Source organism: Picosynechococcus sp. PCC 7003 (assembly GCF_001693255.1).
Classification (GTDB): Bacteria; Cyanobacteriota; Cyanobacteriia; order Cyanobacteriales; family MRBY01; genus MRBY01.
In genome coordinates this window covers 1,088,545-1,103,840 of the sequence record NZ_CP016474.1, presented here as the reverse complement: position 1 = coordinate 1,103,840, position 15,296 = coordinate 1,088,545, and the positions used below count along the sequence as shown (strand labels likewise).

Annotated in this window: 13 protein-coding genes; 11 read left to right on the top strand and 2 right to left on the bottom strand. The window is 47.8% G+C overall.

Annotated elements, in window-relative coordinates; translation table 11 throughout:
• Nucleotides 1-171 precede the first annotated feature (171 nt).
• The 7 genes from AWQ21_RS05310 to AWQ21_RS05280 all read left to right on the top strand — a co-directional run bounded on the left by AWQ21_RS05310 (nt 172) and on the right by AWQ21_RS05280 (nt 8,831).
• Complete coding sequence (locus AWQ21_RS05310; protein ID WP_065713637.1) at nt 172-2,466, top strand: MASE1 domain-containing protein; 2,295 nt, start codon at nt 172-174, stop codon at nt 2,464-2,466.
• A 123-nt stretch (nt 2,467-2,589) separates the two neighbouring features.
• Nucleotides 2,590-3,699 carry an S-(hydroxymethyl)glutathione dehydrogenase/class III alcohol dehydrogenase gene (locus AWQ21_RS05305; protein ID WP_065713636.1) on the top strand — a complete coding sequence of 370 codons (1,110 nt, stop codon included), beginning with the start codon at nt 2,590-2,592 and terminating at the stop codon, nt 3,697-3,699.
• A 57-nt stretch (nt 3,700-3,756) separates the two neighbouring features.
• Nucleotides 3,757-4,602 carry an S-formylglutathione hydrolase gene (gene fghA, locus AWQ21_RS05300; RefSeq protein ID WP_065715230.1) on the top strand — a complete coding sequence of 282 codons (846 nt, stop codon included), beginning with the start codon at nt 3,757-3,759 and terminating at the stop codon, nt 4,600-4,602.
• A gap of 233 nt (nt 4,603-4,835) precedes the next feature.
• Entirely contained in the window at nt 4,836-6,668 is a 1,833-nt protein-coding gene (locus tag AWQ21_RS05295; protein ID WP_065713635.1) for a bifunctional serine/threonine-protein kinase/formylglycine-generating enzyme family protein, read from the top strand.
• Nucleotides 6,669-6,906: 238 nt separating this feature from the next.
• Nucleotides 6,907-7,122 carry an addiction module protein gene (locus tag AWQ21_RS05290; protein ID WP_065713634.1) on the top strand — a complete coding sequence of 72 codons (216 nt, stop codon included), beginning with the start codon at nt 6,907-6,909 and terminating at the stop codon, nt 7,120-7,122.
• Complete coding sequence (locus AWQ21_RS05285) at nt 7,119-7,415, top strand: type II toxin-antitoxin system RelE/ParE family toxin (protein WP_065713633.1); 297 nt, start codon at nt 7,119-7,121, stop codon at nt 7,413-7,415. The genes AWQ21_RS05290 and AWQ21_RS05285 overlap by 4 nt, the downstream gene beginning before the upstream one ends.
• Before the next feature lie 27 nt (nt 7,416-7,442).
• Nucleotides 7,443-8,831, top strand: coding sequence for an FHA domain-containing serine/threonine-protein kinase (locus tag AWQ21_RS05280; RefSeq protein ID WP_065715229.1), 1,389 nt, complete (start codon nt 7,443-7,445; stop codon nt 8,829-8,831).
• 65 nt (nt 8,832-8,896) lie between these two features.
• Here AWQ21_RS05280 and AWQ21_RS16610 read toward each other — a convergent pair whose 3' ends face one another.
• A complete protein-coding gene (locus AWQ21_RS16610; protein WP_257784287.1) occupies nt 8,897-9,028 on the bottom strand; it encodes a hypothetical protein in 132 nt (43 codons plus the stop codon).
• Nucleotides 9,029-9,072: 44 nt separating this feature from the next.
• On the opposite strand from AWQ21_RS16610, the gene AWQ21_RS05275 reads away from it, so the two are divergent.
• Complete coding sequence (locus AWQ21_RS05275; protein ID WP_065713632.1) at nt 9,073-10,482, top strand: serine/threonine-protein kinase; 1,410 nt, start codon at nt 9,073-9,075, stop codon at nt 10,480-10,482.
• A 9-nt stretch (nt 10,483-10,491) separates the two neighbouring features.
• On the opposite strand, the gene AWQ21_RS05270 is transcribed toward AWQ21_RS05275, so the two are convergent.
• A complete protein-coding gene (locus AWQ21_RS05270; RefSeq protein ID WP_065713631.1) occupies nt 10,492-11,556 on the bottom strand; it encodes an ABC transporter ATP-binding protein in 1,065 nt (354 codons plus the stop codon).
• Between the two features lie 251 nt (nt 11,557-11,807).
• On the opposite strand from AWQ21_RS05270, the gene rsfS reads away from it, so the two are divergent.
• The 3 genes from rsfS (at nt 11,808) to AWQ21_RS05255 (ending at nt 15,259) form a co-directional block, all read left to right on the top strand.
• The gene (rsfS, locus tag AWQ21_RS05265) at nt 11,808-12,191 is read left to right on the top strand and encodes a ribosome silencing factor (RefSeq protein WP_065713630.1); all 384 of its coding nucleotides are present in this window, start codon (nt 11,808-11,810) and stop codon (nt 12,189-12,191) included.
• An 809-nt stretch (nt 12,192-13,000) separates the two neighbouring features.
• Nucleotides 13,001-13,843 (top strand): pentapeptide repeat-containing protein, encoded by an 843-nt coding sequence (locus AWQ21_RS05260; protein ID WP_232315074.1) that lies wholly within the window; start codon nt 13,001-13,003, stop codon nt 13,841-13,843.
• Between the two features lie 90 nt (nt 13,844-13,933).
• Nucleotides 13,934-15,259: a Mur ligase family protein gene (locus AWQ21_RS05255; protein WP_065713628.1), complete on the top strand. Its 1,326-nt coding sequence runs from the start codon at nt 13,934-13,936 to the stop codon at nt 15,257-15,259.
• Nucleotides 15,260-15,296 lie beyond the last annotated feature (37 nt).

The following is a 15,296-nucleotide window of genomic DNA, read 5'->3' as shown; positions in this document are numbered from 1 at the left end:
CACGCTAAAACAAAATCGTATTTTTGGATAGTTGTGCTTTTTCGACAATACTAGAATAGTAGGACTGAATGCCTCGTATCTCTTTTTGCCAGTTGACATTTCCCGATTCCATTCACGGTCATTAATTATGATTCACCCACCAGAATCTGTCCAAGCTCCATCAGGATCGTCATGTTCCACTTTCCGCAACCGCCCTTGAAACTATCCCGACGGTTTATCCTTATTAGTCTGCTCGCCTTAGCTTATTACGGAACCGCAGAAATTTCTCGCCAGGTTGCTTCGACGCCCCAATCCGTCACCCCTGTATGGCCTCCAGATGGTATTGCCCTGGCCGCAACATTTATTTATGGCTATCAAGTATTGCCAGGAGTCTTTCTTGGCTCTTTTTTGGCGAACATTTGGGCTTTTTTTCAGGGAGAAAATCTCAATCAAGCCCTCGTTTCAGTTGTGCAGGTATTGGCGATCGCCCTAGGCACCACAGGCGGCATGGGTCTGGGGAAATACTTATTAGATACTAAAATTCAGCGCAAAAATCCCCTCAAAAAGCTCGATGATCTCTGCATATTTCTGTTACTCATTGGGACGTTAACGCCGGCAATCAATGCCACCACCGGTGTATTTGCCCTCGCTCTTGGCAATACAGTCAGCTGGGCAAACTTTGGCGAATCTTGGTTGACTTGGTGGATCTCTAACGTTTCCGGTATTTACATTTTTACGCCGGCCTTGATTAGTTGGTATGAGCTATTTCAATCACAAACCTTAAATCGCCCAATTCAAAAAACAATTATCACCTTCAATCGGTATTACAAAAGACCCCATAAATTGACTTGGATTTTATTCCTTGAAACAAGATTTATTGAAATCCTAAGCCTACTCACAATTATTTTATTAATTAGTTATATCTCCTTTTCCCAAAATCTCCATTTGGAATACATGCTCATTCCCTGTTTGGTATGGGCAGTAATTCGTTTTGGTCAATTTGGAGCGACTAATCTCATTGCCGTCGTCACAATGTTAGCGGTATTAGGTACTGTGCGGGGGGTGGGGTCTTTTTCCAGTGAAGATATCAATGAATCCTTACTACGCTTGCAGTTATTCACGGTGGTAATCGTGGTGACAAATTTGAGCTTAATGGCGACTTTAAGAGAAAAAAAAGAAGCCTTTAACAATTTGCGACAGTCTAAAATTCACCTCCAAGAAAAATCATCACAGCTTGAACAAAGTAAGGTGATTCTCAAAGAAAATGCTTTTTTATTAGAGCAACAAAACTTAGAACTCATTGAAGCGAAGCAAGCAGCAGAAAATGCCAACCGCACTAAAACAAGGTTTCTGTCTAGCATGAGCCATGAGCTGCGCACCCCCTTAAATGCCATTTTAGGGTTAGTGGAACTGCTCAAGGATTCTGATAATTTAGATGAATATGAACGGGGAGATTTACAGACAATTAGCGATTCAGGGATTCATTTACTGCATCTCATTGAAGATATCCTTGATATTTCCCGCATTGAAGCCGGAAGAGTTGAACTTCACTTTCAAGAAGTAGACTTTCCCAAGTTTCTCCAAGGGATTAAGGGAATTATTCAAGCGCAAATTAATAGCGATGCTATCGAATTTATTTGTGAATTCCCCCCAAACTTACCAGCGGGGGTGAGTATCGATGAGAAAAAGCTCAAACAAGTGCTGTTGAATCTTTTGCATAATGCGGTAAAATTCACAGAAAAGGGCCAAATTGTTTTTCGGGTAAGGCTCCATTCTTTCCCTGATTTAGGTGAGACTTATACATTGCTTAATTTTGAAGTTGAAGATACTGGAATTGGCATTGAATCCGATAAGCTCAACTTAATTTTTCTGCCTTTTGAACAAACTGGCAAAGCCAAATTCAAAACCCAAGGTACTGGCTTAGGACTTGCCATTAGTCAAGAAATTGTGCGGATGATGGGGGGCAAAATTTTAGTGACAAGTCAGCCGGGCAGCGGTAGTAAGTTCGAGTTTATGATCTGTGCTGAAATCCTTAATCAATCCAGTGATTTCCTTGGGCAAAGCGCAAACTCTTTATTTGTCTTTGATCGAAATTTAGCAGCGAAACTTCCCCTTAATATTCTCTTGGCAGAAGATAATCTGACGAATCAAAAGGTCGTCGCAAAAATCCTGAAAAATCTCGGTTATCAAGTCGATATTGTTAATAATGGCTTAGAAGTACTAGAGGCAGTGCAAAGGCAAGTCTATGATGTGATTTTGATGGATATTCAAATGCCTGAAATGGATGGTTTAGAAGCCACCGAGGCATTAATTAAATTGAACTTGGAGCCGCATCCCTATGTGATTGCCCTAACGGCTAATGCCATGCAACATGACCGGTTGGCTTGTTTAGACGCTGGTATGGATGATTACATTACGAAGCCTGTGCGATTGGATTTATTGGTGCAGGCCCTGTGGCGATCGCAATGTTGTCGCCTCGTGTCCTGAAGCTTCGTTTATGCTAATTAGCCTCCAGGCAGAATGACAAACAACGCCCCGGTCAAAGATCTGAGCCGATGTATTTGTCTCTAGAATAGTAACGATTACAACCAAAATTCAAGGATTGACCCCATGGATGTGAAAGCGGCGATCGCCTACGCAGCAAAAGAGCCTCTCAAGGTAGAAACGGTTCAACTTGAACCCCCCAAAGCCGGGGAAGTGTTGGTGGAAATCAAGGCGACAGGGGTTTGTCACACCGATGCCTACACTTTATCTGGGGCCGATCCAGAGGGGCTATTCCCGGCGATCCTGGGCCATGAAGGGGCGGGAGTTGTGGTCGAAGTGGGGCCGGATGTTAAAAGTCTAAAGCCAGGCGATCACGTTATTCCGCTCTATGTGCCAGAATGCCGCGAGTGCGAATATTGCCTCAGTTTCAAAACAAACCTCTGCCAAGCGATCCGACTCACCCAAGGTCGGGGTGTGATGCCCGATGGCACCGGACGATTTTCGATTAATGGCGAACCGCTCTTTCATTACATGGGCACCTCCACCTTTGCCAACTACACCGTGGTGCCGGAAATTTCCCTGGCAAAAATTCGCGAAGATGCCCCCTTTGATAAGGTCTGCTACATCGGCTGTGGCGTCACCACAGGGATCGGGGCGGTGATCAATACGGCGAAAGTTGAAGTGGGGTCGAAGGTGATCGTCTTCGGTCTCGGGGGCATTGGCCTAAACGTGATCCAAGGCTGCCGCATGGTGGGGGCCGACATGATCGTTGGGGTAGACATTAACGACGATAAAAAGGCGATCGCCGAAAAATTTGGCATGACCCATTTCGTAAACCCCAAGGAAGTCGAGGGTGATCTCGTGCCCTATTTAGTGGATTTAACAAAAGGCGGCGCGGATTACACTTTCGAATGTATTGGCAATGTCAACGTAATGCGCCAGGCCCTAGAAAGTTGCCATAAAGGTTGGGGAGTTTCTACCATCGTTGGGGTAGCAGGCGCAGGCCAAGAGATTAGTACGCGACCATTCCAGTTAGTAACGGGGCGCGTCTGGAAAGGAACTGCCTTTGGGGGCGCGAGGGGCCGTACCGATGTGCCGAAAATTGTCGATTGGTACATGGAAGGCAAGATCAACATCGATGATTTGATTACCCACACCATGCCCATTGAGAAGATTAACGAAGCCTTTGACCTGATGCACGCGGGTAAATCCATCCGCAGCGTCGTCACCTTTTAAGGAAACATTATGTGGGGGATTACCATGGTATGCCCCCATCGCACGATCAAATTAACGATGACAAACCTTGTTTTAACGAAAGAAACCCTCTGTTTTGGTGGCAAAGTCCAGTATTACCAACACAATTCCGCAGTGTGTGGTGTGCCGATGAACTTTGCGGTGTTTGTACCGCCCCAAGCCGAAACCCAACCCGTGCCCGTCCTCTACTATTTGTCGGGTTTGACTTGCACCGAGGAAAATTTCACCACCAAGGCGGGTGCCCAAAAATATGCCGCAGACCATGGCTTAATGCTCGTCGCCCCCGATACCAGTCCCCGCAATACGGGCATCGCCGACGAAGATAAAGACTGGGATCTCGGCAGTGGCGCCGGTTTCTACGTGGATGCGACCCAACAGCCCTGGGTAAACCACTACCGGATGTACAGCTACATCACCGAGGAACTGCCCGAACTCATTGAAGCAAACTTTTCTGTGACGGCGAAACGGGGGATTTTTGGCCATTCTATGGGGGGTCATGGAGCTTTAGTGTGTGCCCTACGGAAGCCTGATTTTTACCAGTCGGTGTCTGCCTTTGCGCCGATCGTTGCGCCGAGCCAGTGCCCCTGGGGAGACAAAGCCTTCACCGCATATTTGGGCACCGATAAAACCCTCTGGGAAACCTACGATGCGACAGCGCTTTTACAAAAAAACGGCCCGTTAAGCTATCCAATTTTGGTGGATCAAGGCAGTGCCGATGGTTTTCTAGGGGAACAATTGCTCACGGAAAAATTGGCGATCGCCTGCGAAAAAGTCGGTCAACCCCTCACCCTCCGTTATCAGGAAGGCTATGACCACAGTTATTTTTTCATTGCCACTTTTATGATCGACCATATCCGGCACCACGCCCAATTCCTGATTGGCTAAATGTTTTCGCCGAACCTGTTCCATAATGGGGACATCAGTTTAGGTGTGAGCCAACCGTTACAGAGATTATGATTGGGCAGTTACTCGATGGCCGCTATCGCATCGTCAAATCCTTGGCGGCGGGAGGCTTTGGACAAACCTTTATCACCGAGGACATCAAACAGCAACTCACTGTTCACATACCCTGATTAAGCCAAAACTTTATAAGATTGGGTAAGTGTTCTCCCGTTGCCATGACCATGTTCCAGCCCCAGCAAGTCCTCAAAAACCGTTATCGTATCGATGCAAGCTTGACCCCCGGTGGATTTGGGCTGACCTACCGTGCCTTTGATCTCAAAAATAATCAACCCGTCGCGATTAAAACCCTCAATCGTCATCTCCACGGCGATCGCCCCAACTGGGATGAGATGCAAGAGAAGTTCGTGAATGAGGCAATGGTTTTAGCAACTTTGCAACATCCTCATATTGTTAAGGTTTATCCTCAACTGTTTCAGGCGAATGGTCTGTGGTGCATGGTGATGGAATATGTCGATGGCAGTGATCTTATGAAGCCGTTGCGGGACGGTCAAACTTTTTCAGAGGCGCAAGCGTTAAAGATTATTGGACAAGTGGGCGCGGCGTTGCACCATATGCACACCAGCCAGGATCAAGTGATACTCCATCGGGATGTCAAGCCCAATAATATTTTGCTGCGTAAGGATACCCAAGAAGCGATTCTCATTGATTTTGGCTTGGCGCGAGAAGTGGATATTGGTGCGATTAATAGCATTACCAATAGTCTGACAGAAGGGTTTGCGCCACCGGAGCAGTACAAGCGGCGGGACAATTTTACACCGGCATTAGATGTCTATGCCCTTGCAGCAACGCTTTATACGCTGTTATCTGGTCACATGATGATTCCGGGGAACTATCGGGAAGAACATAATATTCTTGTTAAGCCAGTCCATGAGCTGAATCCCAAGGTTAGTAAAGAAATTTCTGAGGCAATTATTCAGGGGACAGCGGTACAAGCGTCAGATCGCCCCCCATCCATACAGCAATGGCTAGCGCTTTTGGGCATTGGGCAAAAACAGGAAAATACTGCGCCAAGGGTTCTGCCCACAGTACCAAATCAATACCGGAAAACAACCATCCAAATACCCCGTAAGATTGACATTACTCAACCTCCCAATGTTCAAAAATCATTACCAAAATCTTTTACAGAGGATTTGGAGAATGGGGTGAAGCTGGAAATGTTACTAATCCCAGCAGGAACCTTCATGATGGGGACACCGGACGATGAAATCGCTAGATGCAAGAAGGATTCTTCTGATGGGTTTAGGCCGGAAACTCCGCAACATCGAGTCACAATCCCAAAACCCTTTTACATGGGGAAATTTCTGGTTACACAGGGGCAATGGCAGGCGGTAATGGGTAAGAACCCTTCGTCTTTTAAGAATGGTGATAACCACCCTATAGATTCTGTGTCGTGGAATGACTGTCAAGAGTTCATCAAGAAGCTTAACAAAAAGACGAAGAAGAGCTATCGATTACCCAGTGAAGCGGAATGGGAATATGCTTGTCGGGCAGGAACGACAACAGCATTTTATTTTGGGGAAACGATCAGCACAGATCAAGCAAACTACTGTGGACATTATGTCTATGGCAAAGGGAGAAAAGGGGTCTATCGACAAGAAACAACAGAAGTGGGTAGTTTCCCTGCTAATACTTTTGGGCTGTACGATATGCACGGTAATTTATGGGAGTGGTGCGCAGATCCTTGGCACGATACCTATGAGGAAAAACCCAAGGAAGCAAAAGAAAATGGTTGCATTGTATGGTCTGATGACCCCATATGGATGCATGGTGATGGTCGTGGTGAGTTCTTCGTATACCATAGCGATGACAGCGTTAGATGGTCAGCTAGTAATGAACGTATATTGCGGGGTGGTTCTTGGAACAACAATCCGAGCACCTGCCGCTCAGCGAATCGCGCCAGGGGTAAACCTGACCACTCCAACAGGCTCACTGGTTTTCGGGTGGCTTGCGTCAGCTCCAGTACTCTCAAGATTTGCCAGAATCAATAGATGTAAATGTATCGAGCGTGCCTAGTGGGGAGTCCAACCTAAATCCAGCGATGAAAACAATCCCATCCAAAAATCACCTTAGGGCAGCGTAGTGGAGTAGCTTGTTTGAAGGGCTATGCTGTCTCTATCGATGGCAGGATTCAAATTTTGTGCTGATAAATAACCTCAAACGCCAATTGATCCAGAGTAAAATTGTGGAAGTTGCACGCTCCTAGCCCTTCATCTCCCCAGAAATACGATGAGTATTCTCCAACAACACATCAAAGAATTAAGCCTTGCTGAAAAAATTCAACTCGTGCAAGACCTGTGGGACGACATTGCCACAACAACAGATGACCTTCCCCTCACTCAACTTCAAATAGAAGATCTCGATCGCCGTCAAGAGCAATACCAAACCGATCCGACAAATGTTTCCCCTTGGTCAGAAGTACAACAACGCATTTTAGACCGATGAAACGACCTGTTGTTCTAACTCCCCAAACAGAACAAGACCTAGAAAAAATTTATGACTGGTATGAACAGCGAAACAAAGGACTTGGGTCAGAATTTATCCGGATAATTGATGCGAACCTCTCCCAAATTCAACGTTATCCCGGAGCACACCCTGTCGTCAGAAAAAACATCCGCCGCAAAATTATTCGCCGCTTTCCCTATGCTCTGTTTTACATCATCACAGAAACGCAAATAGTCATTATTGCTTGTCTTCACCTCAAACAAGATCTTCAACAGCAATCCCGTTTACAGTAATTGAGTTTTCCCTTTGCCCTTTGTCCCATGCCCACCAGCATCACCCTCAGCTTTCTCAATAGCTCTCACCAAGGACAAGCCCATACTTATACTGAGCGTACAATCTGTCTGATCGGACGGGGAGACGACTGCGATATTCAATTGCCCACCACTAAAGAATTTTCTGCCATTTCCCGTCGTCATTGTTTGCTCAATATCAACCCGCCCCAAATCACCATTCGCGATCTCGGTAGTAAAAGCGGAACTTACATCAACGAACAAAAAATCGGACAACGCCCCAAACACCTCAGCCCAGAAGAAGCCCAGAAACTCTCATTTATCGAAACCGAGCTGAAGGACAACGACACCATCCGCATTGATACTCTGTTGATTCAAGTCACTACCACCTACACAGCCCCGGAATCCGATACCTTCCAATTTTCCCAAGCCCAGCAAGACGAAGAAGCCCTTATTGCTGCTCCACCCCAAGGCAATCTGATGGATTTTGTTAAAGGTTGGCTGAAAAAACTCATCAAAGGCGACGACCCCGATCCATCACTCCTCCCCATTCATGGCTACTACCTCAGCGAAGTCTTAGGCAAAGGTGCATTTGGGGAAGTCTATCTCGCCACTCACCAGAAAACCCAAAACCAAGTTGCGTTGAAGGTGATGCTGCCGGAGGTCGCCAACCATCCCCGCCAAAAAGAACAATTCCTCCGGGAAGTCGAAAATACTAAGCCACTGAAACATCCCAATATTGTGCAGCTATTGGATTATGGTTTCTCCGAAGGCATTTTCTATTTCACCCTCGAATATTGCGAAGCAGGCAACCTCGAACAATACCTTGAAAAATTCACTAAACCTCTTACTATCAAAGAAGCTCTATCGCTAATCATCCCTATCCTTGATGGCTTGCACTATGCCCATGCCGTAGAGATTCCCTACGTCAAACAGCGAGATGGCGGCTTGGGCACAGCAAAAGGATTAGTTCACAGAGATCTGAAACCCAGTAATATTTTGCTCACTGAAAAAGACGGAAAACTTATTTCGAAAATTGCTGATTTTGGGATCGCAAAAGCTTTTGATAATGCCGGATTAAGTGGACTTTCCCGTAGTGGTCAACATTTGGAAGGTACATTTCCTTTCATGTCCCGTGCCCAAGTGCTCCACTTCAAATATGCTCAACCAGAAATCGATGTATGGGCGGCAGCAGCTTGCTTGTACTATCTTCTGACGCGCAAATATCCCCGTGATTTTGGTGGTGATCCATTACTCACCGTTTTGCAAACCCATCCTGTACCAATTCAACGCCGAAACACTGAGATTCCAGATCGCCTTGCCATAGTGATCGATCAAGCTTTAGATGATTCGGGTAAATTGCACTTTCAAACGGCTCTAGAGTTTAAGCAAGCTCTTCTGAAAGCATCAAATCAATAAACAAGAACTAGAGCGGTCTGGCTTTGGCTATGATTTTGTTTCCCTGCCCTAAAAATCGATTAACGCTAATCCATGAGAAACTTAGAGAGGAAGGCTATAACCACAGCTATTTTTTCATTGCCACTTTTATGATTGACCATATCCGCCACCACGCCCAATTCCTGATTGGCTAAATGTTTTCGCCGAACCTGTTCCATAATGGGAACATCAGTTTAGGTGTGAGCCAACCGTTACAGAGATTATGATTGGGCAGTTACTCGATGGCCGCTATCGCATCGTCAAATCCTTGGCGGCGGGGGGCTTTGGGCAAACCTTTATCGCTGAGGACATCAAGCAGTTCAACAAAATCTGTGTCGTTAAGCAGTTCAAGCCCAGTTTTAGTGACCCCGAAGCCCTGAAGGTGGCGCGGCGACTCTTTGAAGCGGAAGCCCAACTGCTCAATCGTCTGGGAGATCATGACCAAATTCCCCACCTGCTCGCCTATTTTGAAATTAATCAAGAATTTTTCCTTGTTCAGGATTTTGTCGAAGGCCATAGTCTCGAACGGGAAATCACCGTCGGCAAAAAACTCAGCGAAGCCTATGCGATCGCCCTTCTAAAAAGTATCCTCGAACCCCTCAGCTTTATCCACAGCCAAAACGTGATTCACCGGGACATCAAACCCGCGAACCTGATTCGCCGAAAACAAGACGGCAAAATTGTCCTGATCGATTTCGGCGCCGTGAAAGAACTGGCCGGCACCCAAATCAACGCCCAGGGTCAAACCCGTGTCGGCACCATTATTGGCACCCCTGGTTATATGGCCAACGAACAGGGTCGGGGCAAACCGAAGCTCAGTAGTGACATCTATGCCACAGGCTTGATTATCATCCAAGCTCTCACCGGCAAGTTGCCCCCCATGGGTTATCGCAGTGGCGACGAACTCTACGAAGACCCCCAAACCGCCGAGATTCTTTGGCGTCAAGATGCCCAGGTCAGCCCGGAATTTGCGGCGATCCTAGACCGGATGATTTGTTTCGATTTTCGTAGTCGTTATCCATCGGCCATGGCCGTGAAAGCAGCGCTCCAATCCCTGACTGGTGCCGCCCAACCCATTACCAAGCCAGCCATTAATCTCCAAAAAACGAATTTGCAGAAAGCAGCAGTACCCGCAACGGTGGTGAGTGGTGGCTTGGGTCAAAACTTCCAAGGACAAGCTCCCCTCGCCGCTCCCCCGAAAACCCACTGGGCGAAGTTTCTGTTTCGCGCCGCCCAACGTTTTATTGGCGTCTCTTTGTTGATTATGGGGCTACCAATTGCCATCTATGGCCTCGCCGAAGGTCTCAATGAAAATGTCTCCCAGGAAGACCAAGAGGGAGCGATCGCCGCCTTTATTATTTTCGGGGTTCCCTTTACGGGCACAGGCTCATTTATGCTGTGGCGGTTAAATCGCCAAGTCCGAAAGGAAAAATTTGATTCCGATTGGCTGCGGCAACATTTTTACCAGACCCTCGGTGAAACCAACGGTGAAGTGACGGTGCTTCGTTTCGCTCAAAGTACGCAGCTTTCTGGCAAAGAAGCGCAAAAATATCTCGATGCCAGGGTCAAAGAATTTAACGGTACCACCCGGCGATCGCCCGATGGTGAAATTCTCTATTCTTTCAAGCTCTAGCCCAACTTTCTAGGACGCGGCAAACACTTGGGGGGTTGCCGATTGAATTTTAATCTGAACTCGGGAACCCACAGGCACCAATTGATTGACCCCCATGCGCGCATGGAGACATTTGCCTGAATCCGTCTGGAGACAATAGCGATATTCCCGGCCCAAAAATTGCCGCTCCTTCACAATTACCGGGGATTCTGGCTGGAGAATCAATTCCAACTCCTCCTCCCGCACCATTAGTTCCCCTTCTGCAGCCTGTTCTGGGGGGGCGATCGCCACTTTAAATTCACCGATCTCCGTGCGCCAAACCCCACCAATCCACTGGGCTGGTAAAAAATTCGCATGGGTGACAAATTCTGCCACAAACCGAGAGGCCGGGCGGGTATAAATTTCCTCTGGTGTGCCCAACTGCTCTAAATTCCCCTGGCGCATCACGGCAATGCGATCGGAAATGGCGAGGGCTTCTTCTTGATCGTGGGTAACAAAAATTGCCGAAATGCCCGCCGCTTTAATAATTTGGCGAATCTCATGGCGGAGGTGATGGCGCACCTGCACATCCAAATTACTCAGGGGCTCATCTAACAAAATTAACGAAGGGCGCGGCGCCAGGGCGCGGGCCAGGGCGATCCGTTGCTGTTGTCCCCCAGATAGCTCATGGGGATAGCGTTTTTCTAAGCCCGCAAGTCCCACTAAGTGCAAAATTTCCTGAATCCGTTGACGAATCTCTTGGCGGGAAAACTTACGTTCACGGTGGCGCAACCCAAAGGCAATGTTATCGGCGATGGTGAGGTGGGGAAATAAGGCATAGTCCTGGAAGACCATCCCCGTATTCCGTCGCTCTGGGGGAAGGCAATTTTCTGGGGTACTCACCGGTACACCATTGAGAATAATTTGTCCTGCGCTGGGCTGCTCAAACCCGGCAATTAAGCGAAGCAAGGTCGTTTTTCCGCAACCGGAAGGCCCTAAAAGTCCGAGAATTTCCCCCTGCTCAAGTTGAAATTGAATATCTTTGACCGCTGGTAAATCTTGGGCACTGAAACGCTTACAAAGGCTTTCGACGCGTAGGATGGGGGAATCATTCATGGGGGCTTAACGGTGACGCTAATGGCAGGGCCTTGGGACAATTCCCAAAGGCGATCGCCAATCAATTAAGAACTATTCTCAACTGCTGCATCATAACATAGGAATATTTAGTTTGATCGATCAAGGGCAAGATATTTTGCACAATGGTGGGAAAGTGTCTTTACTTTCCCTGGGGTGCTGTGGGGGAGATTCCAAGGTAAGCTAGAAGAACAATTATTTTTGCTCTATTGATCTTCACAACAGAACCGTTAATGACTCTACCGAAAACGCTTGAAGCCCATGAAAATGGACGTTTAGTCTGGGATATCGCTACGGCGGCCGATGACCGGAAAGCCGAAGATATTACGATTTTGAAGGTAGATCAAATTTCCTATCTGGCGGATTTTTTCGTTGTGGCGACAGGTTTTTCGCGGACTCAAGTGCGGGCGATCGCCGATGCCATCGAAGAAAGATTAGAAACAAAATATGACAAAGTGCCCCTACGAATGGAGGGCAAGAGTGAAGGGATGTGGATTCTCCAAGATTATGGCGAAGTGATTGTACACATCTTCCTACCGCAGGAACGGGAATTTTATAACCTCGAAGCCTTCTGGGGCCACGCCGAACGCATTGAATTTGAACCTGCCCTTTCCTAGATTTTTTGGGACGAAGCGTCAAGGGTATCTTTTTAAAGCCTGGACTCTTTCTCGTAATTAAATGAACTACTCCAGCCCAAGAGGCATAGAGTTTCCGACGCTTCATCGCTCCTAGTTGCCTCATGCTTCCGCAATCGGTAGAGCTAGGCAGCTCTGCGTCTAAAGAGGCCAGTTCCTGACCCCTTGCCCAGGCTAAATTAACCTGAGCTGCATTGATTCTCTTTAAGTGATCAATGTGGCTACCGTTATAGCATATTATTTCCACACTGGTTGGTGATTCCGCTTTGCTACATCACCGCGCTATCCTTCCCTACCCTAAAGAGAGATAGGGACTGCCGCGCTAAAGTTCAATTAGCTCTGACCAGGATCGCCATGGTGCGTTAGTTGCCGTTGCGATATATTATGGTTGCCATTTATTTTCTCAGAAAAATGCTGCGTGACGTCCCGATGGCGGGGCGCTTAATTTTTCTCCCAGAAATCACAAAAAGCTCGATCTCTTTACAGTTAAACCCAGCTAAAAAACGATTTTTCAAAGATAGTTTATGATGTTTGTCGAGGAAATAATTGATATTTCTTTAAGAAGAAATGTAACGACAAATCTCCGTTTTTTAGGTATTCTCGGCCCAGGAAGAGTTATTAAGTTTCCCAAAATATTCGTGAATTTTTTTGGCGATCGCCCCGGAAATTTCCTTTTAAGAATTTTTTAAGATATAGAATAAACGTGGATTGAAATAGCAGCCGGTCGCCGTGATGATGTCCAGCCGTGGCGTAAAAATAGCGCTATTTTTTTGTTTTGTGGGTCAAAATCCATGAATGTTCAACAATTACTACGCGCCTACGAACATGGGGAACGAAACTTTGCCGGGATTAACCTGCAGGGGGCTGATCTCCGGGGTGAGGCATTAATCGGCGTCAACTTCCAGGGGGCGAACCTCATGGGTGCGAATCTCAGTCGAACATTTTTACTCAAAGCAGATTTATCTGGGGCGGCGTTGAATTGGGCCAACCTCGCCCACGCCAAACTAAACGATGCCCAGCTTGTTAGGGCCGATTTAACAAAAGCGATTTTAGATGGCGCCTTTATGGTGAACGCTCAACTGGTTGAAGCGCGTTTGTGTGGGGCCAGCCTAGACCATACAAATCTGCGGGGCGGTAATCTCCGGCGGGCTAATTTGTGTGGGGCGAATCTCGCCCGGGTAAACCTATGCCAAGCAAACTTAAATCAGGCGAATTTGGCTTGGGTCAATGCCCAGGAAGCGCGCCTAGGTCACGCAGATTTACAGCATGCCAACTTACACCACGGAAATTTTAGTCGGGCCTTTTTGCGGGATGTGAATTTGCTGGGTATGGATTTAGCCGGGCTGAATTTTTCAGGGGCCAAGCTTTATGGGGCGAACCTCCAGCAGGCAAATCTCCAGGGCAGTAATCTCGTCGAAGCCAATCTGAAGCTGGCTTGTTTAGCCGAGGCGGATCTGCGGGGCGCGAAGCTAGTCGGGGCAAAATTAGAAGGGGCAGACCTGCGGAATGTGTTGCTAGAGCCAGAAAATTTAGCGTATTTACCAGGCATTGATCGTCCGGTGCTGGCTAATTTGACCTATTATTCACCAGATGCCCATGGGGGCTGGCAGGGGTTACCCCAGGCAGTTGGTTAATCATCGGTGAGAAATTATTCAGACATAGGCAGGGACTGCAAGTTCTGTTATGTTTAAGGACTTAGACAGTCTGGGAGACAGCCGAAGGGAATGGCTATTTTGCGCAGTGTACGGTTGGCGATCGCCTGTGGTTTAGGCAAAACAATTACAGCGGTGGTACGGGGTCTCAAGCTCAGTGCGGGCAGTGTTTTACCGGGGGCGATCGCCCGACGCATTTTCCCAGAGATTTTGCCGGATCTGTTCCAGCAGGCGAAAAAAGGCGTCATTTTAGTGGTGGGCACCAATGGTAAAACTACAACTTCCCTCTTAATCAAAGCAATCCTTACTGCCCAAGGTTACAAGCTCGCCCACAATGCCACCGGGGCAAACTTGATCAACGGCTTAACGACGGCCCTCCTGGAGCACGCGAATCTTTTCGGTCAGCTCGACATCGACTACGCCATCCTCGAAGTGGATGAAAATATTATTCCGATCCTCCTCAAAACCTGTTCCCCGACCCATATCCTCGCCCTCAATTTATTCCGTGACCAGCTCGACCGTTACGGAGAAGTCGATACCATTAGTCAGCGTTGGCAACAGGCGGTCGCCCCTCTGCCACCAGAAACCACCATTATCGTCAACGGCGACGACCCGACCCTCAACGATTTGGGCCAAAACCTCAGCCAGACGGTGAAATTTTTTGGCCTCAACGAACCGGATTTGTACCTAGAGGCCATCCCCCACGCTGTTGATTCTATTTATTGTCCCCGCTGTGGTGCGCCCCTCACTTACAAAGGCGTTTACCTGTCCCACCTCGGCGATTACCACTGCGACAGTTGCGGCTTTACCAAAAATCCCCTCGACATCCATAGCCCAGACTGGGGACAAATCCTCATCGGCGTCTACAACAAATACAACACCCTCGCTGCCGCCCTTCTCGCAGAAACCCTGGGCATTCACCGGGACATCATTAACGAGCAGATTCAGTCCTTTAAAGCGGCCTTTGGTCGGGCGGAAGAATTAACCGTCCAAGGGAAACCCGTGCGGATTCTCCTCTCAAAAAATCCCGTGGGCATGAACGAAACAGTCCGTGCCGTCACTGACTTACAACAACAAGGAAAAACGAGCACCGTCCTCGTCGTGCTCAACGACCGCACCCCCGATGGTACCGATGTGTCCTGGATTTGGGATGTGGATCTAGAAAAACTCACCCAATCCCCCGGCAAAATTATCATCAGCGGCGATCGCACTTACGATATGGCCCTGCGGCTGCGCTATTGCGAAGGGAATGCTGAATTCATCGTCGAGCCAAATCTTACCAAAGCCCTCGATCAGGCGATCGCCCTTAGTCCCGCCGATCAAACCCTCCATATTTTGCCCACCTATTCAGCGATGTTAGAGGTGCGCCAAATGTTGACGGGCCGCAAAATTTTGTAGGCTAGCAAAAATAAATTCTGCTTTCCAGCGCCACCGT